Here is a 26,121-nt window from a genome sequence, read left to right on the forward strand (position 1 = left end):
AGCTTTATGAAAAATTGGATAAAAGTAAGCTGTTTTATCAACAATTGGGGCTTTAAATGACAATACGAAAAAAGATCATCGCGCTTTTGCTGGCTGGTGTCATATTGCCTGTTCTCACTGTCTCGTTCATCGTCATCAGTCAAGTTCGCTCTGATGCTGAAGTTCGATTTGAACAACAAAGCCAAACGGAAATGGGCTACATAGATGCTTTATTTTCCATGTATCTCAACAACTTATCAGAAAATGCGGCTTTTTTTGCTCGTACTAAGGAATTGACTGATCTGACCCCAGGTAGCATTTTCAGCTACGCCGATAAGCCAGTACAAAAGATGACGCCGTTATCAAACTCACCGTTGGAAAAAAAGGCATTTGAATTAATGGATGCCTTTGGTCAAACCCATCCAGATCTAGCCTACATTTGGTTAGGCTCAAACGATAAAGGTTATTTACAATGGCCCCAAGGCGATAGTGTCGATCACTATAATCCGTTGGAGAGGAGTTGGTATAAACTCTCTATAAACGATAAAAGTGGTAAGCCTGTTCGTATTCCTGCTTATCGAGACGCATTTACGGGTGCCCCTTTAGTGGATTATGTACAACGATTCGATGGAAAAGATGGTTTTTATGGCTCCGTTGGGGTCGATGTGACGCTTAAAAAACTGACAGAGTTACTCGCAACCGTCAAATTTGGGGGCGATGGGTATGTGGTCATGGTGGAAGATTCCGGGACGATTTTAGCCGATCCTTCTAATCCGAAGAACAACTTCAAATCCATTAACGATGCGTCCCGTCCATACAGCCAAGTGACGTCGGACAAGTCACTGCAGAAAATCACCATTGATGGTCATACTTGGCTTGCCAGTATGCATATATCCCCTAAATTAGGTTGGAAGTTCATCGGTTTAATCCCCAGCAGTGCGGTTTACGCTCAGGCGAATCATCTGATGTGGGTGACCATCGGTGTGGCGACGGTGATGATTGTCATTTTTGTGATGTTGGGGATGTTATTAACCAATATTGTTGTTCGTCCTATTAATGTGATGGCCGAGCGTTTAACGAATATTAGCCATGGTGAGGGGGATCTCACCCAACGCTTAGCGATTGAGTCTAAGGATGAGTCGGCGCAAATGGCTGAGGCCTTTAACCAGTTTGTGGCGTCAATTGACGATATTGTCGGGCACTCTAAAGGCTCATGCGAGAAAATTGCCAATGTTGCTCATCAATCCGAGTCATTAGCAGCAGAAATGAGTGATGTTGCCTCCCATCAAGTGAATTCGGTGGACCATGTTTCCACGGCGTTTAATGAAATGGTGGCAACCGCCAATGAAGTTGCCTCCAATTGTAACAACGCGGCAAGTGCTGCTGAACACAGTGAAACTCAGGTTCAGCATGGTAATAAACTCATTCAGCAAACCATGGATTCACTGCGTCAATTAGAGAACGAGTTAAATGGCTCTAATGAATCTATGAAGACCTTGTCACAAGAGTCGAATAACATTGTGGGGATTCTGGATACCATCAAAGCCATCGCAGAACAAACCAACTTACTGGCCTTGAACGCGGCGATTGAGGCGGCGAGGGCGGGCGAGCAAGGTCGTGGTTTTGCTGTGGTAGCCGATGAAGTGCGCACCTTGGCGGGTCGCACGGCTGAATCGACCGAAGAGATTGATAAATTGGTCAATCGATTGCAGGAACAAACCAGTGTTGCCGCGAATAAAATGAGCCAAAATGTGATGGTCGCCAAAGGGTCGGTGGATTTAGCTTCACAGACTTACACTGTGTTTGAGCAAATTTTAGAGTCGGTATTAACCATTAAAGACATGATGATTCAAATCAGTGCCTCAGCGGAAGAACAGCACTTAGTTGCTGAAGAGATTAATACCAATGTGATGGTGATTCACGATGGAACGGTTAAGACCAATACTCTTGCGGAACAAGTGTCGCAAACGGCCTCTATGTTGAATGAATTATCTCAGGAGCTTCAAAATATGGTGGCGAGATTTAAATCGACCAAATTTTAGTGCATCCATGGATGAAAAAGCCCTGTTGCCCCACGGTAACAGGGCTTTTTGGTCTGTGGCGCGTGGCAGGTTCTGTGTGTTCCCATCAAAAAAATACTTGTTCAGTTTTCGGTTGTGGAATTCAGTCGGTACCCTATAACCTTATGAATACGGGATCAAACACGATGTTGATAGGTAGCGTTGTGTAATAGGCCAAACTTTGACTAATGAGAGAAGTGCCATGTTAATCACTGATGAAAAACAAGCAGATTGTTACTACAAGGCTTTGATTGAGCGCGACCCTAGTTTTGTGGGAGCATTTTTTGTGGCGGTAAAAACCACGTCCATTTTTTGTATTGCCACCTGCCGAGCGCGTAAGCCCAAGCGTAACAATGTGCTGTTCTATACGGATTTAAAGGAAACCATGGCAGCCGGCTTTCGGCCATGCAAGGTCTGTAAACCGACAGAAAACACCCATGAAGCCCCTCATGAAGTGCAAATCGCGATAAATTTAGTACGGGATTGTCCGAAAGCGAAAATCACCGATGAGCAACTTGAACAAGCGGGTATTCGGCCTATTTTTTTACGACGTTGGTTTAATCAACATTATGGAATGACTTTCCAAACATTTCAGCGCATGTATCGCATTAATTTCGCCTATGAAGAGCTGCGTCAAGGAAAACAAACCACGCAAACAGCGTTTGACCATGGTTATGAATCGTTAAGTGGCTTTGGTTATACCTTTAAGAAATTGGTAGGGCGCTCCCCCAAAGCGTCATTAGAGCAGGATGTAATCTTGCTTGATCGGCTGACTACCCCACTTGGGCCTATGTTTGTGGGGGCCACCAAACGGGGGATTTGTTTGTTGGAGTTCGTCGACCGACGTATGTTGGAAACGGAATTTAAAGATCTACAACGCTACCTGAAAGCCCCTATCATGGCTGGTGTGAATGAGCATATTTTATTGGCCAAGCAGCAATTGGAGGAGTACTTTGCAGGAGAACGACGTGACTTTAGTGTCGCATTAGACACACCTGGGACGGATTTCCAGAACGCCGTATGGCAAGCGTTACAGCAGATTCCCTGTGGTCATACCGCCAGCTATCAGCATCAGGCCTTGTTAATTGGTAACCCCAAAGCTGTGCGGGCTGTCGCATCGGCCAATGGGGCAAACCGCGTTTCTATTATGATCCCTTGCCACCGAGTGATAGGGAAAGATGGCAGCTTAACAGGCTATGGTGGCGGATTAGAAAGAAAGCGCTGGCTGCTGGATCATGAACGTAACATGCAAAGCCCATTACGCGGATCGATCCGTTATGCGGATGATGAAAGCCAAAATGCCAGCAATGGTCGCGACAGCCACCACACCATTCCAGCCAGTCAAAGCCAGAGCTTGGCTGCCCAAAACCGAACCAATGGACATGCCAATAAACATCCCAGTAAATAGCAGAGCATTGAGACGACCACGGGCGGTGGGATCAAGGCTGTATACCAGAGACTGGTGGGAAACCAAGGTGGCTTGTATTCCCAAATCAAACCCGAGGGCACTGACTATGATCAGCGCGATCTGGCCGTTCACAGGTAAATAAGGTAATAAAAACATAATGGCGAATGAGACCGAGAAAATAGCACAACCTATCTGTGTGACACGTGCAGGCCCGCTTTTGTCCGCTAGTGTTCCTGCTAATGGGGCCGCTAGCGCTCCTGCCGCACCGGCTAAACCAAACGCGCCAGCGACAGCGCTGCCTAGGCCATAGTGTGTGTGGAGCATGACTGCAAGGGTGGACCAAAAAGCACTAAAGCCAACCGATAACAAGCCTTGTGCGAATGCCGCACGGCGCAGCTCATCATGGTGCTTCCATAGGGTCAGCATGGACTTTAATAACCCTGGGTAACTCAAGCTGGAGTGCACCTCGAATGCGGGTAAAATACGCCATAAACTCAAGCCAATAAGCAAAATACTCAATGCCGCTAATTGATACATGGCTTGCCAACCCAAATATTGGCTTACCGCACCACTGATTACGCGAGATAAAAGAATCCCAACCAGTAAGCCTGTCATCACCGTGCCAACCGTTTTCCCCCGCTTCGCTTCTGGGGCTAAGTTCGCTGCTGCGGGCACGATATCTTGAGCCATGGTCGCCATGATGCCGATGGCTAAACTGGCCACTAATACGTTATTCAGGCTTGGCATAATCGAGCACAAGAACAGAGCCAGTGCTAAGAGTAGGCTTTTGATGGCAATGACATTGCGTCGATCAAAGCGATCCCCCAGTGGTATCAGAAACAGAATACCCAAGGCGTAGCCGACTTGCGTGAACGTTGGAATAAACCCTGTGGCGCTGACATCGGCATGAAACGTCGCGCCAATATTACCCAGCATGGGTTGGTTGTAATAGATGGAAGCAACACTGAGTCCCGCGCCAGTTGCCATGGTAAACACAAGGCTTTTGGATAAAGGGGGAGTTTGTAGTGTAGCGGTATTATCCATGGTTTTTTGCAATGACATGGCTGATTCATCTCTGAGTGAATGACTTGAGTGGTAATATGGCTATTTTTAACGTATTGGCATTATTTTGGTAGCCAGCTCATAGGTAAAACGGTTATACATAGCTCGTATGAAGAGATCAAAACTCGGTAGCATCGACCGTATAGAACTGATGCAAACTTATGTTCGAATTGTAGAAAGTGGCAGCTTATCGGCGGCGGCGAATCAACTTGGTACTTCCCAGCCAACCGTTAGCCGACGCTTGCAGTCTCTAGAGAACTTGCTTGGTTCAAAACTGATTCTGCGAACCACCCATGCAATGAAACTGACCGACGATGGAGAACGCTGTTACCAGCATGCTAAAACGTTAATTGACGGTTGGAACGCCCTTGAAGACGACGTTAATAACGCCAAAGATGAGCCTGTTGGTACATTGCGGGTAAGGGCGCCCCATGCCTTTGGACAAGATCAGCTTATTGTGCCGCTGGTCGACTATTTAAATCGCTACAACAATATGTCAGTGGAATGGATGCTTAATGACCATTCGCCCGATTTTATCAATGATGGTATTGATTGCGCGATTCATGTAGGGGAGCTGACTGATCCCTCTATGGTGGCCGTTTTATTGGCGGAAATACCTCGGATTGTTGTGGCATCGCCTCAATTATTGAGACAACTCCCTGAGATTAAGCAGGTTCAGGATTTAGAAGCTCTGCCTTGGATTGCACTAAGTACGTTTTACCGTACGGAGGTCATATTACAAAGTGACCGCGATCATCACTACCAACTGGCAATCTCCCCAAAACTTAGCACCGATAGTCTGTATGCTATGCGTAATGCTCTTTTGGCAGGGGTGGGAGCGGGGGTAACTTCGGCTTGGATGGTAAACGATGACATTACTGCAGGCCGTTTGGTGCATTTACTGCCGCCATGGCATGCAGCCCCCTTGCCTGTGTACCTTATTTACCCTTATGCAAGCTACTATCCAGCACGTCTACGAACGTTTCTCGACATCATAAGAGACGCTATGCCAACGCTTGTTGGAATAAGACCGCCTTCGATTTTATATACTTAAAAGGCTCATCAAGCAGATAAACCTAAAAGGTATATTGATCTACTTGATGAGCTTATGGTGTTGTATTGTTGGTTTTGATGTATTAACCCTTATACATGCCGTTTTTTATCGTTGACTGACTTGGTGTATAAGGGGCCGATTGCTTTAATGCGCTTTGGTTGCCTGATTAGGATGCTCGAACGAAATCGCCCTAACCAGATCATCTTCGGTCACTTCACTATCTAAAAATTCACCATTGATTGTGCCATTGTACATGGCGATGATTCGATCACTCACACCAAGTACTTCAGGCATTTCTGATGAAATAACTAATACGGCATAACCTGATTTAGCCAGTTCTCGGATTAATCTATGTATTTCTGATTTGGAGCCGACATCAATTCCGCGAGTTGGCTCGTCTAGAATGAGGACTTTAGGTTTCGTTGCTAACCATTTACCGATAACGACCTTTTGCTGATTACCACCACTAAGGTTGCCAACTTTTTGAGCGCTATTAGGGGATTTGATGGACAGTCTCTGTGCGTATTGATCGTAAATCTCATTCTGTTTTGTGGGGCTGAGGACGCCATTTTGTGCCACATGTTGAAGTACTGCCATGGTGATATTGTCACGGCAGCTTAAACCAAGCACCAGACCTTGATCTTTGCGGTTTTCTGGTACAAGAGCCAAACCATGCTGAACGGCATCGGAAGAATTATTAAGCTTAACTTGTTTACCATCGAGATAAATCTCGCCAGATGAGGGTGATCGTAAACCAAATAGAGTTTCGGCAATCTCTGTTCGTCCTGCACCGACAAGACCATACATGCCAACAATTTCACCACTACGGATTGAAAAGTTTATATCTTTGAAAAGATCACCACAGCTAAGCGACTTGACTTCAAGGACTTTGTCTCCGAATTTTACTGTCTCAAACTCACGGTTTTTATCAAGGCTGCGTCCAATCATTAAGTGGGTTATTTCATCGTCGTTCGTATCGTTTGTGTACAATGTGCCTCGATAGCTTCCGTCTCTTAGTACGGTGATACGGTCTGAGAGGGTGAAGATTTCATCCATGCGGTGTGAGATATAGATAACCGCGACGCCTTGCGCTTTTAAATCATTGATCACATCAAAGAGTACAAACTTTTCGGTATCAGTCAGTGATGCGGTGGGCTCATCAAAGATAACGATTTTTGGGGTGAATACTAAAGCACGAGCAATTTCTACCATGTGTTTTTTGGCAATGGACAGTTTTGCCACTTTATCACGTGCACTGAAATGACATTTCAGCTTTTTCAAAATAGCATCTGCATCTTGGTAGAGTTTTTTCCAATCAACACGAGAAGGCCATTTATGGGGAAAATTGCCAAGATAAATATTTTCAGCAACGGTCATCTCTGATACGAGTGATAATTCTTGGTGTATCAGCAATATTCCTTGTTGCTTGGCATGCATTGGGTTTTCTAGTTTTACTGGGCTGCCGTCTAGGTAGATTTCGCCTTTATTAGCCTGATGGACGCCCGCTAATACTTTCATAAGGGTCGATTTACCAGCCCCATTTTCTCCTATCAGAGCATGCACTTCACCTTTTCGTACCCCGAAGCTGACATCGTCAAGTGCGATGACTGATGGTGGGAAAGACTTCGTAATATTTTTGAGTGACAGGATGTTGTACTCGCTTACGTCATTAGAGTTATCGTATTTGACTGGCTCAATAGTACTCATACCTTCAGCTCCTGTTTCGTGTTGCGGTTCACCTGTCTGTCTATGAAGAGTACAGTGATTAAAATAATGCCCATGATGACGAGTACGTAGAAGGATGGAACTTCTAATAAATTCATGCCATTACGTAGTATACCTATCGCAATAACACCACCAAAAGTGCCGATAATGCTGCCCGCGCCTCCGGTTAGCTTGGTACCGCCGAGCACGATGGCGGTAATGGCCCATAATTCAAAATTGCGACCCAAATTGGGTGTTGATGCTCCCATCTGTGTCGATAGTGTAATGCCCGCAAGAGCGGCAAAAAAACCACCAATCATAAAGTTAATAACAATATGGGGGCCGACTCGAATGCCTGAATCGATAGCTGCTTGGCGATTACCGCCTACAGCATAAGTGTTACGTCCATGTATTGTGTGGGTAAGCAGCCAATGCATGAAGAACGCAAGCACAACAAAAATGATCGCCAGAGTAGGAAGGCCGGCAACGCTACTGGTTCCAAAATCGGAATAAGCAAAGTTCGACGCGTAAAATGACTGCTCTTTTGTATAGACGAAGACGAGGCCTCTAACACCGATCATTGCACCTAAGGTGACAATAAAGGCATCAACCCCCGTTTTCCAAACAATAATGCCATTAAGAGCACCGAGCATGGCGCCGCTCATTAGACCCACCACCACCGCCATAGGGATACCTATGGATGCTTGAAGGTGGACGGCCAAACTTGCGGCTAAAGCGACCACTGAGCCAACAGACAAATCGATATTGCCGTTGATCATGACAAAGGTCAGGCCGAGCGCTATCAGCCCAATGGTGGATGTTTGAACCAGAATGTTCTTAAAATTATTAATGGCAAAAAAATGCTCACTAGAGAAACTAAATACGATAATACACGCCATAACGAACAACCAAATGGGTTGTGCGATGGCGAAGGACTTTGCTCTGAGAATCAGCGTGGACATCTACAGACTCCTTTATTCTTGTTATTAGGAAAACGAGGTAAAAACCTTGCCGCGTGTTGATGCTATATCAAGCCAAACAGCGAGAATAATGACGGCCCAAGTTACCAACCACTGAGCGTAGTAAGGGTAGCCCATTAGTAGTAGACCGTTTTGGATAAAGTTTAAGATCAGAACCCCTATAACGGTTCTGATTACGCTGCCAGAGCCTCCGAGTAGACTGGTGCCACCTAGGATAATGCCGGCGAGCACAAGCAGTTCATAACCTTGACCTACATTATTTTGAGAGCCCATGACTCGTGATCCGAGTATGACTGCTGCGCATGCCGTCGTGAAGGCTGAGATTAGGTAGGTACTAAAGACCATTTTATTGCGACGTATGCCTGTAAATGCCGCCGCTGCCGGGTTACCGCCTATAGCGAATACTTTTCTACCATAGGTTGTGGCTTTTAAAATGAATTCCATGATCAAGGCAAGTCCCAAGAATATAATCACTGGGACGGCAATACCTAAAAAATACCCCCGGCCAAAGAAGGCAAACCAAGTGCTACCTGGGTTTTGTATATCAACATTTTCCCCACCAGTATATATTAACGTCACTCCTTGAATAGCAGAGAGCATTCCAAGCGTGACGATTAGTGAGTTAAGCTTTAAAAAACCAATTAGATAGCCGTTGATTGCACCGATTAGAAGAGCGAATAAAAACGTTAATGCAATGGCGCCTAGTGGACCTACTTTATCGTGTAAATTGACGACTAATACGGTACAAAAAGATAATAGTGAGCCGACTGAGAGGTCTAGGTTGCCACCAATGACAACGATGGTAACCCCAACGGCAATCGTACCGACAATAGATGCTTGTCTAATGACTGTCATGAAATTATCAGCGCTGAGAAACTGTTCAGAGAAAAAAGAAAATACTACTAGGAAAAGAATAAAAGCAATTAAAATTCCCTGTTTCGCGAGTATACGAGAATAATGATTTTTGTAGTTCCCATTGCTGTTGGGTTTTGATTCCGTAATATCGGTCACTTTGATTGTCCTCACTCTGTTTTATAACGTATAAAATAAAGGTAAAGAGCCTGTCCTATTTAAGGGGATAATGGATAGGCTCTCTATCTTCTCTTTTTATTTGCCAGTGATTTAGAACACAGGTTTTTTAAATGAGGACATATTTTTCTGAGTGATTTTTGGCGTCTTAAAGTAATTTAGCTTAGGTACTTTTTTGCCTTCTACCACATCAATAGCTGTTTTGAGTGCATTACGTGCATCTTCTGTAGGAGATTGGTAAACGGAACCGTAATACTCACCACGCTTCATTGCTTCATAGCCCACTGCAAAATTAGTGGCACCGATGAATATGATGCCTTTACGGCCATCTGCCTTAGCGGCATTAAGAGCGCCTACACCCATATTGTCATCCGCCGCAAATACGCCATCAATGTGTTTGTATTTGGTTAAAAAGTCTTCCATTACACGCTGTGCCTTTTCCCTGTTCCAATCACCTGGTTGAGTCTCCAAAATTTTAACATTGGGGCATTCTTTTGCTAACTGCTCTTCAAAACCTTGCTGACGTTGAATCGCTGTTGTGTAACCTGGTTTACCACTAATTTGAACGATGTCACCTTTATTGTGAAGTGCGTGGCACATCATCTCTGCGGCTTCTTGGCCTTCCTTGATGTTGTTAGGACCTGAGAAAGATTTTATGAAAGGTAAGCCTTCTTTCGCTATCTGTGAGTTGGTGACAATGACTGGAATGCCTGCTTTGTATGCTTGGCGAACAACAGGGACAACGGCTTGTCCATTGGTTGGCCAAATGATAATGGCATCAACTTTTTGTTGAATTAAGTCTTGCATCTGTGCGATTTGGCGTGCGACGTTGCCGCCAGCATCTAAGACAATTACTTTGACGTCTTTATCTTTTGCGGCCGCGGCTCTAAAGGCTTTTTCATAGGTTGTCTGATAACTGTCTACGCCAACGTTATTTTGAGTAAGGCCTATTGTTATTTCTGCCATAGCGGCTTGAGACATTAAGGCGGTACCCAAAAGGGTAAACATTGTTTTTATTAATGAACATTTCATTTTGTGGTTTCCTCAGTAATTATTATTTTTATCAATGGAATTATTAGTCGCTGAAGCTCTATAAAAAACTTTAACGAAACTAAAAAGACCATAAGCCATCGAGTCATATAAGCTATGCAAACGATTGCAACACATCTTTTTTTGAGAGTCAATAGGAAATATAGATATTCGTTTTTCAAAAATGCTTCGAGAATGTATGAGGGGGGGAGCGCTACGGGCGACCGTTTATCAAGCGCTCTGAAACGCTTTAGCCATAAGGGGTAGGATCGACTTTCGTCTTCACTCTTTTGTTAAAAAAGTGAGCATCATGGGGCTTTAGCTTGCTCTGAATTCGTTGTATGTCCCTTTTAGATGGGGGGGACATCAGAAAAGCGTCCCACCGTACTCTCTGACGAAATACGGTGGGGCTTTTAGTTAGATCGTCGTATTTACTGCAATACCATACCGCCATCGATCATAAGGAGCTGCCCCGTCATGTAGTCGGATTCATGGCTAGCTAAAAAGCTTGCCGTGCCCACTATATCTTCAGGGTATGAGTAGCGCTTCAGTAAGATGGTGTCCGCTAATTGATCCATTGATTCGCCTGCTTTATCGAACTTGCCAATGGAGACTAGGTCTTTATCTAGTTGCTCCCAGAGCTCTGTACGAACAACGCCAGGCGCATACCCGTTAACAGTAATATGGTTATCTGCTAAGGCTTTGGCTCCACCATTGATCATGGCTAGTACCGCGTGTTTACTGCAGCTGTAGGGCAAGACATCATCAAAAGCCTGACGAGATAGAATAGAGCCAACGTTGATGATTTTGTATGGTTCTTTCTGTTTTCCCTGCTTAATCATTTGTTTGGCGGCTTCTTGCATGCCAATTAGGCAGCCTAGAGCATTCACATCCATAATTTGATGCCAGTTTTCTTCTGTGATATCGAGAAACATAAGAGGCTTATTGATACCGGCATTATTAAGCATGACATTAATGCTTCCGAAAGCGGCAACGGTCGCATCAATGGCTGCTTTGACTTGGTCACGCTTCGTGACATCGACACAGGCTGATATTGCTTCGCCGCCATTGGCTTTAATCCGCTCTACGACTTCATTACAACCATCAATGTTAATGTCTGCGACACAGACCTTGGCTCCTTGTGCAGCGTAGTGTTCTGCAACGGCAGCCCCCATGCCTCGGGCGGCACCTGTGATGACAATGTGTTTGCCTTGTAATCTTGTTGTATCCATCTTTAATCTCCCCGTTATATTTATTTTGTCTGCTTATAGATAGAAAATGCTTGTTTACAGCAATCGATTGCATCATGACGAGAATGCTCTTGTCAACACTAGAATTGTAAGCTGATAACACTATCTCCTATATTTTTTTTATAAAAGTGTTCAGTCTAGTGCCAAATATTCTTGTGATTTTATGTTTTTTCATAAATAAACAAGCTTGACAATCAATATTGGGTTGTGTTGCAATCGATTGTATTGCATGTCTATAGCCACTCTTTATTCGCTTTATTGTTATGGTAGGATGGCCGAAAAAGCACCTTTTCCAAGGAGAAAAGCATGCAAAAATTGGCGATTAATGGGGTGTTTTTAACTATAAATACAAACGATTGCATCACTTTAATGATAATAATTAAATAATAACGAGGTGAATTAATGGACATCATCATACCGACAGAGCCAAAACTCATTGTACCAGACGACATTGACCCGAATTGGGACTGGAGTCGACCTATTCCTGCGCCGGGGCGGATGAACGTTGACTTTGAAGAGCGCGTCGATTTTCGTCGTCTGCATCGTTATCGTGTTGCAAGGGCTCGAAAGGCGCTACAAGAGTCAGACCTTGGTGCGATGTTATGTTTCGATAATAATAATATTCGTTATTTAACCAGTAGCGTGATAGGCGAATGGTCACGTGACAAAATATGTCGTTACGCTCTATTTACGGGTAACTCTGATCCGTATTTATGGGACTTTGGTAGTGCCGCTTCTCATCACCGGCTCTATAACCCATGGTTTGAGAAAGATCATTGGCGTGCCGGGATGTTGGGGCTACGTGGATCGGTTAGCGAAGAAGCGGGTTTGTTTGAGAGTGCGGCAAAGGAAATTGCAGACCTATTAAGACAGGAAGGTGTTTTTGATATGCCTTTGGGCGTTGATGTTTGCGAGCCACCGATGTTTTTCGCTTTGCAGCGAGAAGGCATTGATGTACGAGATGTGCAACAAGTCATGTTAAATGCTCGACAAATAAAAAGCATGGACGAGATTATTTTGTTAAATCAGTCTGCCTCTATGGTAGACGGTGCTTATCAATTAATTGCCGACGAACTGAAGCCCGGTAAGCGAGAAAATGAATTAGTGGCCATTGCTAATAAGTTTCTATATGACAACGGCTCTGATGATGTTGAGGCGATTAATGCCGTTTCTGGTGAGCGTTGCTCTCCCCACCCACATAATTTCACCGACAGAATGTATCGACCTGGAGATCAAGCCTTTTTTGACATTATTCAATCGTACATGGGGTATCGAACCTGTTACTACCGCACATTAAATATAGGTAGTAAAACGCAAGCGCAAGTAGATGCATATGCTAAAGCGCGCGAGTGGATCGATAATGCGATTGCTTTGGTTCGACCTGGAATGACGACTGACAAAATCGCCGCAGTTTGGCCACGAGCGCAAGATTTTGGTTTTGATTCTGAAATGGAAGCGTTTGGTTTGCAGTTTGGTCATGGCTTAGGGCTTGCTCTACATGAGCGGCCAATTATCAGTCGATTGGTTTCTTTCGATAACCCATTTGAATTAGAGGAGGGGATGGTCTTTGCCTTAGAGACTTATTGTCCTGCCGCTGATGGAAATGGGGCCGCACGTATTGAAGAAGAGATAGTCGTCACTGCTGATGGGTGCCGAATTATTACTTTATTCCCTGCTCAAGATCTGTTCGTTGCTAATCAATATTAGACAAGCATGTTTGTGTACCAGATCAATGTCGTCTGACTTTTCGTCGACGAGCGCATTTTTAAAGGAGGCATTATGCCTACATATACTTATGAATCGGTTGAAACTGGCGAACAGTTCGACTTTATGCAAAAGATGGATGAACCACATTATACCCACCACCCTGAAACGGGAGAAGCGCTAATACGCGTCATCGTTGCCGGGGTTGCCATTCGCTATAACGGTATTCGTGAACACGTAAAAGTGAACAAAAATTTGCCCGCTGCGACAGCCTGTGGTTGTGCTTCGAACGCCGCCCTCGCTCAACAAATGTTTGCTAATTCGAGAGAGACGCCACGTTATGGTTCTGTGTCCAGTCGTCGCACTGTGACAGGGGGCGTAAGTGCTCAGAAACACACTAGTTGTGGTCATAGTCATGGACACGGTTCGAGCTGTGGTCATAACCATTAATCCAAATAAAGAGGGTTCAAAATGGCGACTCTAACAAAGAAAGATCTGCCTCGTTTATTGCAAGCCTATCGTCAGATGGTGACCATTCGTGAATTTGAAGACAATGCTAACGAGTTGTATTTGACGGCTAAAATGCCAGGGCTAACGCACATGTATAGCGGACAAGAAGCGGTCGCGGTGGGAATTTGTGAAGCACTAGAAAGTACGGATTACATTACCAGTACACACCGTGGACACGGTCATTGTGTTGCTAAGGGTGCTGAACTCAAATTGATGTTTTGCGAGCTACTGGGAAAAGAAGAAGGTTACTGTCGTGGTAAAGGCGGGTCAATGCACATTGCGGATCAAAGTAATGGCAATCTAGGCGCCAATGCGATTGTTGGAGGAAGTGCTGGCATCGCAACAGGGGCGGCATTGCGCTCAAAAATGCTTGGTAAAAAGGATGTTGCAGTGTGTTTTTTTGGTGACGGTGCGTTAGGTCAAGGCCTGCTTTATGAGTGTATGAACATGGCTGCGCTTTGGCATTTACCCGTTATCTATGCCTGTGAAAACAATCTATATGGCGAATACACACATGTGGATGAAATGGCATCGGGTTCTCTGACAGCAAGAGCCGAAGCCTTTGGCATAGAAACGCATCGACTTGATGGGCAGGACTTTGTCGCGGTCAATAAATTGTCTGAAACGCTAGTAGAACGTGCACGTAACGGTGAAGGCCCATTCTTCATGGTGATGGACACTTATCGTTATCACGGTCATCACGTAGGTGATGTTAACAGGGCTTACTATCGCAGCAAAGAGGAAGAAGAGCATTGGAAAACGGAGCGCGACCCCATCTTGTTATTAAGTGCGGTTCTTACTTCTAAGAAATGGGTGACACAAAAAGAATTGGACGAAATAAGAGCCTCAATAAAACAAGAAGCAGCAGATGCCGTTAACTACGCACTTGATGCGCCGTATCCGCATGAATCTGAAGTTGATATGCACGTATTTGTCAGTTAGCAAAGACCGGAGAATTTGAATGAGAAATATTACATGGTCGCAAGCGATGAACGAAGCAATTGCAGAGGAAATGCGCCGCGATGACACCGTTTTTATTATGGGTGAAGATGTTGCCGAAGCAGGCACACCTTTTAAAGTTACTTCAGGGTTAGTCGAGGAATTTGGTACTCAACGTGTGTTAGATACGCCCATTTCCGAACCGGGCTTTATGGGGATGGCGGTAGGTGCGGCCCTGACAGGTATGCGGCCTATTGTCGATTTAATGTTTGGCGATTTTATCTATTTAATTATGGATCAGCTCGCCAACCAAGCGGCGAAGCAGCACTACATGTCTGGTGGTAAATTAACCGTGCCTTTGGTCGTGCGTACTAATATGGGAGCTACTCGACGAAGTGCAGCTCAGCACAGTCAAAGCTTACAAGCTCTGGTTGCTCATATTCCAGGCTTAAAAGTGGCAATGCCTTCAACACCCTATGAAGTTAAGGGGTTAATGAAAACGGCCATACGAGATAACAACCCTGTCGTTATTTTTGAAGACAAGTTGTCGTATCAAATGAAGGGCCCGGTTCCAGAAGAAGAATATTTGATTCCATTTGGGCAAGCGAATGTTTTGTCGCAGGGCACAGATATTACCTTGATCGGAACATCATCAATGGTGCAGGTATGCGAAGAAGCGGCTGTTATATTAGCGGAAAAAGGCATTAGCGCTGAAGTGATCGATGTTCGCACGGTTTCTCCCTTAGACGATAAAACCTTTGCGGATTCGGTAAAGAAAACGGGTCGTGCGATTGTGGTTGATGAAGGTCATCAGAGTTTTGGTGTGACGTCTGAAATTGTGGCTCGTTTGAATGAGCAAGTTTTTTATTATTTAGACGCTCCACTGACTCGAATGGGGGCTATGGATGTTCCTATTCCTTTCTCACCTGCGCTAGAAGATATTACCGTGCCAACAGCAAATGGCGTTGCCAAAAAGGCAGCGCAGTTAGTATCGGGAGAACTCTAATGGTCCACGATATTATCATGCCAGTCTTAGGTATGAACCAAGACACCGGAATCATTGCCGAATGGTTAAAGAAACCGGGTGAATGGGTTGCATCTGGCGATGTAATTATGGCAGTTGAGACGGATAAGGCCGTGCAAGATATTGAATCACGCCATGAAGGTTACCTATCTCACGTTAAATACGAAGCCGGTTCTGAAGTGCCCGTCGGAGACATCATTGCACAATTAACCGCTGAGCCTGAAGAAGACAAACCTGCAGCGGAGTCATCACCTGCTGCTCAAGTTGAGGTTGTAGAAGAAAAAACCAAAGCAACTGAAGCGCCGCTTGCGAAAGCACCACCGCTAAAAAAAGACAGTAAAGTTGCTCCATCAACGAGCGGAAAAATTCTGGCCTCTCCAAAAGCCAAAGCTTTGTTGCGAGAACGTGGTATTACTCTTAGTGATCTGGTGGCAGATGGTGCGACACAGCCTATTCATGCTGCAGAAGCCGCAAGCTATCAACCACGTGCAGCTCGAGTTTCCTCCCTGGGCAAAATCAGAGGCTCAGTCAATCCTGAAGCGCTTATTAACATAGAGCAATGGCTATTATCGGAAGACATAAGTGTAACGCGCGCTGAAATACTGGCGTTTTTGGTTGCCGGCGCGTTGCGTTATACAAAAGTGATCGAAACGGACTTTGACTGTGTGGTGTCTGTCCCTGCTGATGAATTCAGTTTATTAAATCCGGATCAAGTTGGCCTTGTGGGCTTAGAAAAACAGAGTGAAGAGGACGGCTTTGTTTGCTTATGGGATTTTAGTGCCTCTTCCATCGATGGGTTTGAATTAGATAGCTCAGCGACACTGAATGTGAGCGTATTTGGTGGTGATCAATGGACGATTGAATTGCGTTTTGACACCAATGTAATGACCTCAAAACAAGCTGTTGCTCTGTTGTCTGAATTAACGCGTCGAGTGACCCAGCCACTTCGTCAATTGCTATAGGAAATTGTCCATGACTGATTTTAAAAACCAACTTTATATCAATGGTGAATGGCGTGATTCCGCTTCTAAAAACGTATTTGATGTCATTAATCCATTCGATGAGTCCATTTTGACACAATGTTCATCTGCTGAATTGGAAGATGCGTCTGCTGCATTAGACGCTGCGGCAGAAGCCGCTCCCGCTTGGCGAAGCAAAACCCCACGAGAACGAAGTGATATTCTGCGAAAAGCCTTTGAGCTGATGAGTGCGCGTTTACCTGAGTTCGCAAGATTAATCACGCTTGAAAATGGCAAAGCAGGTTCAGACGCTATGGGCGAAGCAGTTTATGCGGCTGAATTTTTTCGCTGGTTTGCGGAAGAGGCGGTACGGGCCGATGGCCTGTTAACCATGGCTCCAGCAAGCGGTGCGCGGATTATGGTACAGCACAAGCCTGCTGGAATTGCCTATTTGATTACCCCTTGGAATTATCCTGCGGCAATGGGCACGAGGAAAATTGCCCCAGCGCTGGCAGCGGGTTGTACGGTTATCGTCAAACCAGCGACAGAAACGCCGTTAACATTATTGGCTTTGGCTGGGCTGCTAGAAGAGGCTGGTGTGCCAAAAGGGGTGGTGAATATTATTCCTACTAGCAAACCGTCTGAGATTTCAGACGTTATTATGACAGATCCTCGTGTGCGAGTTATTTCTTTTACTGGCTCTACGGGTGTTGGTAGGCACTTATTAAAACAAGCGGCGAACCAAGTATTGAAACCCGCTATGGAGCTTGGTGGAAATGCCCCACTCATTGTGACAAGGGATGCTGATATTGATGTGGCTGTTAGCGGCGCTATGCAGGCTAAAATGCGCAATTTGGGTGAGGCGTGCACAGCGGCAAACCGTTTTTATGTACATAAGTCGATTGCGGACGCTTTTACTAAAAAATTCACTGAAGCCATGGCGAATTTAAAAATGGGTAATGGATTAGACGCCGATGTAGACGTTGGTCCGTTAGTCAATGCGGCCACTCGAAACAAGGTAAATAATTTTGTTTTAGATGCCATTGAGCGTGGCGCGACAGTTGAGCTCGGCGGTCAATTGCCTGATGGCCCAGGCTATTTTTACCCTCCAACCGTATTAAGCAATGTACCTGATGGTGCCGAGTGTTTGAAGGATGAAATTTTTGGTCCGGTTGCCGTTATACAGACGTTTAAAGACGAAGCTGATGTTGTCGCTCGTGCCAACGATACGGAGTACGGATTGGTTGCCTATGTGTTTACCGAAAATATGAAGCGCGGTCTGCAATTATGTGAACAACTTGAGTTTGGCATGGTGGGGTTGAACCGCGGGCTGGTGTCCGATCCTGCTGCCCCTTTTGGTGGGGTGAAACAATCGGGTTTAGGTCGGGAAGGCGGGCATGAAGGGCTTCTGGAATTCATGGAAACCCAATATATTTCAACAGTGTGGTAGATGTTATGAAAACTACAATACCCAATTCGACGCCATCCCAACGAGCTAGCGCTTTTGCCAATGGCACGTTAGAGCATCAAGATTATGCGCCCAGTGTTGATGTGACCAAATATTGGCAAGTAAACCACCGCGACTATGGGGATGTAAGCGAAGAGCCATTGAGTAACATTGCGTTATTATCGGCGAATAACTTATCCGCCGCCTCACAATCAATACCGTCAGTGACACATGGTGATAAGGCCTGTATAGACCAATTAGAAGCCTTTCGTAAGTCTTTGAAGGGCGAGATGACAGCACAAAATGTTAAGTTGTCTTCCCTCGCTTTCTTTGTAAAGGCATTGGCTAAAACCTTAAGGCAATTTCCGCGCTTTAATAGCTCTTTAACGCCTGATTTTAAAACGTTGGTGTTAAAGCATTATGTGCATATTGGTATCGCTGTTGATACGGATTATGGTCTTGTTGTGCCCGTCATCCGCAATGCAGATAAAAAAGGCATTGTTCAAATTGCTAATGAAATTAATCAATTAGCTGTGGCAGCAAAAAACAAAAAATTGAAGGGTGAAGATTTTGGTGGGGCATCAATGACCATTTCAAGTTTAGGTGGAATTGGTGGGACGCATTTTACGCCTATCGTTAACCCTCCTGAAGTAGCGATTCTTGGTATTACCAAAGCCGTTGTTGAACCTGTATGGAATGGCTCGGAATTCGTACCAGAAAACAAATTACCTTTAGACTTAACATACGATCATCGTGTGATTAACGGTGCCGATGCGGCTCGGTTTCTAAAGCATTTTTGTGCGTTACTGGATGAACCAAAAAGGTTATTGGTGTAACTCATGGCAGACATTCAATTATTAGTACTCGGTGGTGGCCCTGGTGGCTATGCAGCGGCATTTAGAGCGGCCGATCTTGGTCTTAATGTTGTATTAGTTGAGGGTAGACAATCCCTTGGTGGGGTTTGTCTTAATGAAGGTTGCATCCCATCTAAAGCGCTATTGCATGTGGCGAAAATCATTCGCGAAGCGAGACACGCGGCAAATTATGGAGTGGAGTATCAAGAGCCTAAAATTGATATTAAGAAGCTGATTGACAGTAAAGATCATATTGTTGGGAATCTCACTGGTGGTTTAAGTGGATTAGCGTTACGGCGTAAAGTGAAAGTTGTCCATGCTAATGGTGTTTTTTTAGGGCCAAATACGTTGCAGGCAGGCGATGATGTTTTCCGTTTTGAGCATGCAATCATTGCGGTTGGTTCGCGTACGGTGACATTAGCAAACTGGCCAAAACATGAGCGTATTTGGGACTCTACTCGGGCGCTAGAAATGCCTGAAGTACCTAAGCGATTAGCGATTGTTGGCGCCGGTATTATTGGCTTGGAAATGGCGACCATATACAGCGCGCTTGGCTCCAAAGTAACGCTGATAGAGCTGGGTAAAAATTTATTGCCAATGGTTGATAAAGACGCAGCCAAAATATTAAAGCAGCAACTGGAAAGTTACGGTTGCGAATTTTTATTGGGGACATCCGTTGAAACCGTTACTGCAACCAATAAAAGCGTGACTCTGACTTTCAATAGCGGTGAGTCGCAAGAATTTGATGTGGCTATTTCCTCAGTTGGTCGCCGCTCCAATGCAGACGGCATCGGTTGCAACGCAGCGGGTATTACGCTGAACAAAGGTGACGTCATTGAGGTTGATGAGCAATGTCGTACCTCAGTGCCTTCGTTATTCGCCGTAGGTGATGTAACAGGTATGCCAATGCTGGCTCATAGGGCCACGCATCAAGGTAAAGTGGCTGCAGAAGTGATTGCTGGTCATCAGGTCAAAATGAATACGTCGTTAGTGCCTTCTGTTGCTTATACCGATCCAGAATTAGCTTGGGTAGGGTTGGATGTTGAAGAGGCCAAAAATCAAGGTTTTAATGCTCAAGCAACGTCTTTTCCTTGGTTAGCCAGTGGTCGAAACCTGGCATCAGGTGGTAGTGATGGTCTAACGAGATTAGTATATTGCTCTGAGTCACATCGAATACTGGGAGGGACGATTGTTGGTATGAACGCTGGAGAGCTACTTGCCGAATTAACCCTTGCTATTGAAATGTGTGCAACACTAGAAGATGTTGCGCTTGTCGTTCATGCGCATCCTACGCTCTCTGAAACGGTTGCTTTTGCCGCAGAAAGAGCGCTTGGGAGTTTGACGGATTTGTAAGTAATAAAGCGTTTGCTATTGTCTTTTCTTTTCTTATTTATATAGATGTGGTGAAGGTGCGAATAAGCTGTCAGAACTTGCATTACGGTGGATTATGGTTGCCGAAGAAAGAGGAGTTGTCCGTTGTTAAATGGTTCCATATAACAAATCAGATGCTTTAATCATACGCTTATTTATCGAGTCTAGACCTTTTTGGAGCGAACACAGTCAATAAAAATGCATGACCTTCTACTTTTTAGGATGTAATTGACAAACTGCAAACGTTTGCATATTGTGTTGTTTGTTGGATATCATGGCCAATTCTAGTATTTTGCTATTTTGGCTATGCGTCTTAGAAATTTATTAAGGAAATTGAATGGCAGGAAAGAAAAAGGTGACACTGCGGGATATTGCTGAGCACTTAGGCGTGAATACATCTACTGTATCGAGAGCGCTTAATCCCAAAACGAGCAAGATGGTGACACCTGAGCAGGTTCGACGAGTGAAAGAAGCCGCAGATGCGCTTTCATATGTGCCAAACAGTGCGGCATATGCACTTAGAAAAGGATGTTCGATGACCATTGGCATTATTATGCCTGATCTTCTAAATCCAGTCTTTTCAGCCATACTGAAAGGCACCTTAAATGCTCTTAACTACGAAGGGTATACTGCGAATATTGCTTATTGTGAAAACAATGTTGAGCGGGCCTTAAATGAGATCAAAAAGATGAGTGGTCGTCAGGTGGATGGATTTATCTTAGCGGGTGTGTTTCGAGAAGACCTGTCTGTCCAATATTGTGCTGAGAATAATATTCCGGCGATTACCGTGGGGCGTTCGGTCGATAACTCCAATGTGGATCGTATTGTTATTGATAACGATTCAGGGATGGCGCAAATCGTTGAGCATCTACTTAACCTCGGACATCGGCGTATTGCTTTGCTTGCCGCTCCCCAAGAAATATCCGATGGGTATGAACGTTTTGTCGCCTATCGTAGACAGATGGAGCTACATGGTATTGAGATAGATGATAACCTTATCGTTTTTGCCGATGCATTTAGCCAAGAAGCAGGCGAATTAGCCGCCATGGAGCTTTTGTCTCGTAATGTGCCATTTAGTGCCGTTATTGGTTCTAATGACCTCATTGCATTGGGGTGTATTGAAAAGTTAGAGCAGAACGGATTGTGTTGTCCAAGAGATGTTTCTGTTGTGGGATTTAATAATATGCCGTATTTAGATCTTTTTCGAGTTCCCTTGACGACAATAGAAATTCCCCGTTTTAGAATGGGAGAAAGGGCCGCAAAACTGATCTTAGAACGTATTGAGAATCCAAACTTGGCGATAAAACATATTGAACTAGAACCTCGCTTACTAGAACGAGCTTCAACCGCTGTTTGTAATAAGGAATTCGAGTCTAAATTTGAAACGACTTGTGTTTAAGGGGCCGTCAGAAAAAGTGAGGGAAAATATTTCTACGATGTGAATCGTTACTGATATGACCACAGGTAACTTAGAGCATTGTCTGTCACAGTGGTGTGCTGCTCTTTTGCCTGTGTCTCTATCCTTTCTCCCACTCGTTCATCATACGAGATATCATGCCAACACTTGTCAGAACAAAGCCTCCTTCTAAGGTGAGTTAGCATTTAATTACTCTCTTTCATTCATATAGCGGTAGCAGAGTTAACCGCTATTTTGTCTTTGCTAAAAGTGGAGTAGTTAGCCTTTGAGCTCTTCCTGATGTAAGAGATCCATTTATAGGAACATCCCATTGTTATTGCATTCCCCTTTCATTTGGGGGATTTGTCATCAATTGACGGGTTTGCTCAATAATCCAATCCGTTAGTGTTGAGGTGGGGCTTTCGATAAGTGTGACAATACCAACTTCAATAAAGCGATCAGATAGTACGTCGCTTTTAGCAATTTTTATTTGCTGAGAAAACCACTGAGCGCTGGCAATGTGCTCGGGCACAATGGCCCATCCTTGATTTTGTGTCACCAGTTCACAAATTAAATAATAGCTGTCTATATCCCAATGATCAGGACTTAAAGCTTGTTCCCGATTCTCTCCTGAACGATTGCATAAAACGAATTGTCGATATTGTTGTAATTGCGCCAAGTTGAGCGTGCCTTTGTCAGCCAAAGGGTGCTGCTTGCCAACAATAAGCACTTTTTTTAAATAGCCAAGCGGGTGGAGTTGTAATTTAGCGGGCAGTACATGGTTACTGATCATTAAGCCTATATCTGCATTATGTTGGGCAATGGCGACGGCGATATCATCTTGGGAGCCATTAGTAATGACCAAATGAGTGTTGGGAAAGGTGTCGCCGAATTGGGAAAAAATAGTATGGATGGTTTCTAAAGGAAGCGCCTCGTCAATGGCAATACGTAATGAGATCGGCTCCTGACCCGCAGCGGTTAAGGCTCGTGATTCTAAGCGTAAACATTGATTCAGAATAGCTTGGGCTTCAGGCAGCATTTCTTTTCCTAAAGTGGTTAGCGCTGGGTACTTTGAGCGGCGATCAAACAGATCAAACCCTAAGTCCAGCTCTAAATTGGAGATGGCGCTGCTAATACGTGATTGTGCTTTGTTAAGCTTTCTTGCGGCAGCAGAAAAGGAACCTAATTCAGCGGCGGTCACAAAAGCGAGTAGTTGATCAAGGGTCCAGTTCATACACCTCTCCAGTTCATACACCTCTCCAGTTCAAGTATGTCTTCAAAGCCAGTTTACTGACTCAGTTATGTATCCTAAAAGCGGATGGTAACTAACTTTGTTATATCTGAATTTATCATATTATTCTCCTACTTTTACGCAATGGGAGAGGCAAAATGCCAACCGTGACACCCACTCAACCACCAAAATCGGTTGCACAGGCCTTTTGGCGCTTTGCGATTCCTTCTATTGTCGCCATGCTGGTGAGTGGTCTGTATCAAATTATTGATGGTTTCTTTGTTGGGCATTATGTGGGAAGCGAAGGCTTAGCTGGAATCAATATGGCGATTCCATTATTGGGTCTGATAATGGGCTTTGGTCTTCTTATCGGTATGGGCGGCGGCAGTGTGTTGTCTCAATATCGTGGTGAGAAGAATCTTCCTGCGACACAATCAACGTTGATGACGTCTTTATTTTTAGTCGTTGGGATTGGCTTATTTGCTTCTTTGGTGTTTACGACTTTTGGGAAAAGTGGCTTGCTGTTACAAGGGGCGGTAGGGAACACCTTGGTGCTAAGCTGGCAGTATGTTGAGATTATGTCTTATGGTGCGTTAATTTCCATTGGCGCCAGTGCCATGCCCATGTTAGTACGAAATGACGATAGTCCGAACATGGCGACGCTCTTTATTGTGGTCGGAGCATTATTGAACATTGTTTTGGACTATGTCTTTTTAGGGATGTTAGGAATGGGGTTAAAAGGGGCGGCCGTGGCAACCTTGATCGCTCAGCTGGCTACCTGCATTTTGTGCTTACAATATTTTACCTCGCCTAAAGCAAAAACTGTTTTATCCCTGAATCAATTTGATAAACACATCGCTAAAAGGATCATGCAGCTTGGTTCGTCGAACTTGGTGATGTTTATCTATATGAGTTTTATCATCGCTCTGCATAATCGGTTATTTATGACTTATGGGGACACAACACAATTGGCAGCGTTCGCCATCGTTGGATATTTAGCCAGTTGCTATTACTTTTTTGCCGAAGGCTTGGTGAGTGGCTTGCAGCCGCCAGTGAGCTATTACTTGGGGGCGAAGCAGTACCAACGCATTATCCAAACGGTAAAGTTAGCGTTTTCAGTAACGGTTGGTTCCGGTGTCGTTGTGGTCATTGTGTTGAATCTCTTTCCTGAATTTTTCACCCACTTTTTTTCTGGTGCTAATGGATCTTTGATTGAAGCCACCAAAGTGGGTATCCGCTTGCATTTGATGGCGTTATTTTTAGATGGCTTCTTATTTATGGCGTCGATTTACTTTGTGGCGGTAGGAAAAAGCGGTCAAGCCTTGTTTGTCTCTGTCGGAAACATGATCGTGCAATTGCCTTTCTTGTTTATTTTGCCAAGGTTTTTGGGTATTGAAGGCGTATGGTTGTCGGTCCCGTTATCAAACATCGCTTTCACAATGATTGTATTACCTATGCTATTAATGAACTTAAAGGCTCTGATGAAACAGCATCGCGGTGAGAACACTCAGATGATCAAAAAAGCAGCCGTGACCTCTTAAGGGGGAAGATTAAGCGTGACAGGATACGAGAAGGTCATTCCATTTAGCAGGTCAGTTTAGCTCACTTTAACCGCCCCTCATTAATCGTTTTTGCTAGAATAGCATAAATAAAATATACTGTATTTATATACAGTATATTGGGGTGCTATTATGTCTGATTTTTCTGCCAATAAACCCATAAAAGGTCGTGGTACAGCGAGCAACCTAGCAGGGCGTTTTGCCATTACCTTAGTGGAAGTGGACGAAAATGATGTCTCTGTCGAGGCGCTCGAAACGTCATCGCCAAAAACACAAGTTCGTTACGAAACGGCTAAGACGATTATCACCCGTAATAACTCCCCGGATATTCCCTTTACCTTGTCGGTGAATCCGTATCGAGGTTGTGAGCATGGTTGTGTCTATTGCTTTGCAAGGCCAAGCCACGCGTATTTGGATTTATCACCAGGGCTGGATTTTGAAACCAAGTTAACCACAAAGCTGAATGCGGCGGCGCTTCTTGAGAAAGAGCTTGCTCATCCGAGCTATCGTTGTGAGCCGATTGCGTTGGGGATCAATACCGATGCCTACCAACCAATAGAAAAGCAACTGGGAATAACTCGCCAGCTGTTGTCCGTGTGTTTGGCCTATGGTCAGCCTGTGTCTTTAATTACCAAAAGTACCTTGATTCTGCGTGATTTAGATATTCTCACTGAGATGGCTCAAAAGCATTTGGTGCACGTGGCAATCAGTGTGACGACGTTAGATAATCATTTAAAGCGTATTCTAGAGCCCAGAACCGCCTCAGGAAAAACGCGTTTGCAGGTGATTAAAGCGTTACGTGAGGCGGGCATTCCCGTGACTGTTCTGGTGGCACCGGTGATTCCGTTTATCAATGATCATGAGATGGAACAGATTGTTGCGGCGTCAGCAGACACTGGAGCCCAATCTATTCACTACATTATGCTGCGTTTGCCCCATGAAGTTGCGCCATTGTTTGAAGAGTGGCTGATACAGCATTATCCCGACCGAGCTTCCCATGTGTTGCAGCGTATTATGGACATGCGCGGTGGCAAGCTATACGACAGTCGCTTTGGTAAGCGCATGACAGGGGAAGGTCTGTTTGCCGATATCATTAACCAACGTTTTCATTTAGCAAGACGCAAATATGGATTGTCTGATGAACGATTGAGTCGGTTTGATTGCAGTCAGTTTACTGTGCCAGCCAAAGTAGGGGATCAGTTTTCATTGTTTTGATACATTCGATCAAATTTTTGTGGTTGTCTGTCTGGATGTGTCGCGGTAAAGTAATAGCTCACTCTATTTACCAATAGAATGTTACTAAATCGAACTTCGGGGCGGGGCGAAATTCCCCACCGGCGGTATATTACAAGCCATGCTTCGTAATCAGCCCGCGAGCGCCTTTTTCAGATGATCTCCTAAGGGAGGATGCAGGAAAAAGGGTCAGCAGATCTGGTGAGACGCCAGAGCCGACGGTTATAGTCCGGATGATAGAAGATCGACCAGATAGACTAATGCTTGATGAAAGTCGTTTAAGGCTACGCCGTTAAATGATGGTCATCCGGCTTTGGTATGCGTGCTTTAGGCGTCGTG

20 protein-coding genes, 1 pseudogene and 1 riboswitch are annotated in these 26,121 nt (G+C 44.7%); of the genes and pseudogenes, 14 read left to right on the forward strand and 7 right to left on the reverse strand.

What is annotated here, in order from left to right; genetic code table 11:
• Positions 1–56: 56 nt before the first annotated feature.
• Entirely contained in the window at positions 57–2,021 is a 1,965-nt protein-coding gene (locus AC0VYG_RS01645; protein ID WP_475430619.1) for a methyl-accepting chemotaxis protein, read from the forward strand.
• 220 nt (positions 2,022–2,241) lie between these two features.
• On the forward strand, positions 2,242–3,447 hold the full coding sequence (locus AC0VYG_RS01650; protein WP_475430620.1) for a bifunctional transcriptional activator/DNA repair enzyme AdaA: 1,206 nt from the start codon (positions 2,242–2,244) through the stop codon (positions 3,445–3,447).
• Between the two features lie 90 nt (positions 3,448–3,537).
• On the opposite strand, the pseudogene AC0VYG_RS01655 reads toward AC0VYG_RS01650, so the two are convergent.
• Positions 3,538–4,509 (reverse strand): annotated as a pseudogene (locus tag AC0VYG_RS01655) (MFS transporter); the annotation flags it as partial.
• Positions 4,510–4,618: 109 nt separating this feature from the next.
• On the opposite strand from AC0VYG_RS01655, the gene AC0VYG_RS01660 reads away from it, so the two are divergent.
• The gene (locus tag AC0VYG_RS01660; protein ID WP_475430621.1) at positions 4,619–5,563 is read left to right on the forward strand and encodes a LysR family transcriptional regulator; all 945 of its coding nucleotides are present in this window, start codon (positions 4,619–4,621) and stop codon (positions 5,561–5,563) included.
• Positions 5,564–5,707: 144 nt separating this feature from the next.
• Here AC0VYG_RS01660 and AC0VYG_RS01665 read toward each other — a convergent pair whose 3' ends face one another.
• The 5 genes from AC0VYG_RS01665 to AC0VYG_RS01685 form a co-directional block, all read right to left on the reverse strand.
• Positions 5,708–7,270, reverse strand: a complete 1,563-nt coding sequence (locus AC0VYG_RS01665; protein ID WP_475430622.1) for a sugar ABC transporter ATP-binding protein — start codon at positions 7,268–7,270, stop codon at positions 5,708–5,710.
• Positions 7,267–8,229 carry an ABC transporter permease gene (locus tag AC0VYG_RS01670; protein WP_475430623.1) on the reverse strand — a complete coding sequence of 321 codons (963 nt, stop codon included), beginning with the start codon at positions 8,227–8,229 and terminating at the stop codon, positions 7,267–7,269. The genes AC0VYG_RS01665 and AC0VYG_RS01670 overlap by 4 nt, the downstream gene beginning before the upstream one ends.
• Before the next feature lie 24 nt (positions 8,230–8,253).
• The gene (locus tag AC0VYG_RS01675) at positions 8,254–9,102 is read right to left on the reverse strand and encodes an ABC transporter permease (RefSeq protein ID WP_475430624.1); all 849 of its coding nucleotides are present in this window, start codon (positions 9,100–9,102) and stop codon (positions 8,254–8,256) included.
• Positions 9,103–9,369: 267 nt separating this feature from the next.
• Complete coding sequence (locus tag AC0VYG_RS01680) at positions 9,370–10,308, reverse strand: sugar ABC transporter substrate-binding protein (protein ID WP_475430625.1); 939 nt, start codon at positions 10,306–10,308, stop codon at positions 9,370–9,372.
• A gap of 428 nt (positions 10,309–10,736) precedes the next feature.
• On the reverse strand, positions 10,737–11,537 hold the full coding sequence (locus AC0VYG_RS01685) for an SDR family NAD(P)-dependent oxidoreductase (RefSeq protein ID WP_475430626.1): 801 nt from the start codon (positions 11,535–11,537) through the stop codon (positions 10,737–10,739).
• A gap of 420 nt (positions 11,538–11,957) precedes the next feature.
• Here AC0VYG_RS01685 and AC0VYG_RS01690 point away from each other — a divergent pair, with 420 nt between their 5' ends.
• From AC0VYG_RS01690 to AC0VYG_RS01730, 9 genes are all read left to right on the forward strand, one after another.
• The gene (locus AC0VYG_RS01690; RefSeq protein ID WP_475430628.1) at positions 11,958–13,262 is read left to right on the forward strand and encodes a M24 family metallopeptidase; all 1,305 of its coding nucleotides are present in this window, start codon (positions 11,958–11,960) and stop codon (positions 13,260–13,262) included.
• A 72-nt stretch (positions 13,263–13,334) separates the two neighbouring features.
• A complete protein-coding gene (locus AC0VYG_RS01695; protein WP_475430629.1) occupies positions 13,335–13,709 on the forward strand; it encodes an FmdB family zinc ribbon protein in 375 nt (124 codons plus the stop codon).
• 21 nt (positions 13,710–13,730) lie between these two features.
• On the forward strand, positions 13,731–14,711 hold the full coding sequence (locus AC0VYG_RS01700) for a thiamine pyrophosphate-dependent dehydrogenase E1 component subunit alpha (RefSeq protein WP_475430630.1): 981 nt from the start codon (positions 13,731–13,733) through the stop codon (positions 14,709–14,711).
• A 19-nt stretch (positions 14,712–14,730) separates the two neighbouring features.
• A complete protein-coding gene (locus tag AC0VYG_RS01705; RefSeq protein WP_475430631.1) occupies positions 14,731–15,714 on the forward strand; it encodes an alpha-ketoacid dehydrogenase subunit beta in 984 nt (327 codons plus the stop codon).
• Complete coding sequence (locus tag AC0VYG_RS01710; protein ID WP_475430632.1) at positions 15,714–16,694, forward strand: biotin/lipoyl-containing protein; 981 nt, start codon at positions 15,714–15,716, stop codon at positions 16,692–16,694. Before AC0VYG_RS01705 ends, AC0VYG_RS01710 begins: the two co-directional genes overlap by 1 nt.
• Positions 16,695–16,704: 10 nt before the next feature.
• Positions 16,705–18,141 (forward strand): NAD-dependent succinate-semialdehyde dehydrogenase, encoded by a 1,437-nt coding sequence (locus AC0VYG_RS01715; protein WP_475430633.1) that lies wholly within the window; start codon positions 16,705–16,707, stop codon positions 18,139–18,141.
• Positions 18,142–18,146: 5 nt separating this feature from the next.
• Positions 18,147–18,974 (forward strand): 2-oxo acid dehydrogenase subunit E2, encoded by an 828-nt coding sequence (locus tag AC0VYG_RS01720; RefSeq protein WP_475430634.1) that lies wholly within the window; start codon positions 18,147–18,149, stop codon positions 18,972–18,974.
• A 3-nt stretch (positions 18,975–18,977) separates the two neighbouring features.
• Positions 18,978–20,345 (forward strand): dihydrolipoyl dehydrogenase, encoded by a 1,368-nt coding sequence (gene lpdA / locus AC0VYG_RS01725; protein ID WP_475430635.1) that lies wholly within the window; start codon positions 18,978–18,980, stop codon positions 20,343–20,345.
• Positions 20,346–20,700: 355 nt separating this feature from the next.
• Positions 20,701–21,762 carry a LacI family DNA-binding transcriptional regulator gene (locus AC0VYG_RS01730; RefSeq protein ID WP_475430636.1) on the forward strand — a complete coding sequence of 354 codons (1,062 nt, stop codon included), beginning with the start codon at positions 20,701–20,703 and terminating at the stop codon, positions 21,760–21,762.
• Between the two features lie 331 nt (positions 21,763–22,093).
• Here the strand turns inward: AC0VYG_RS01730 and AC0VYG_RS01735 are convergent, their stop codons facing one another.
• Positions 22,094–22,993: a LysR family transcriptional regulator gene (locus tag AC0VYG_RS01735; RefSeq protein ID WP_475430638.1), complete on the reverse strand. Its 900-nt coding sequence runs from the start codon at positions 22,991–22,993 to the stop codon at positions 22,094–22,096.
• Between the two features lie 155 nt (positions 22,994–23,148).
• Between AC0VYG_RS01735 and AC0VYG_RS01740 the strand changes: the two genes are divergently transcribed.
• Complete coding sequence (locus tag AC0VYG_RS01740) at positions 23,149–24,531, forward strand: MATE family efflux transporter (RefSeq protein WP_475430639.1); 1,383 nt, start codon at positions 23,149–23,151, stop codon at positions 24,529–24,531.
• Positions 24,532–24,681: 150 nt separating this feature from the next.
• Positions 24,682–25,764, forward strand: coding sequence for a PA0069 family radical SAM protein (locus AC0VYG_RS01745; RefSeq protein ID WP_475430640.1), 1,083 nt, complete (start codon positions 24,682–24,684; stop codon positions 25,762–25,764).
• 88 nt (positions 25,765–25,852) lie between these two features.
• Positions 25,853–26,031, forward strand: a riboswitch (FMN riboswitch).
• The last annotated feature ends 90 nt before the right edge of the window (positions 26,032–26,121 follow it).

It is taken from the genome of Marinomonas sp. 63XJN7_7_ISO-PGPR-S23-202 (assembly GCF_056173505.1).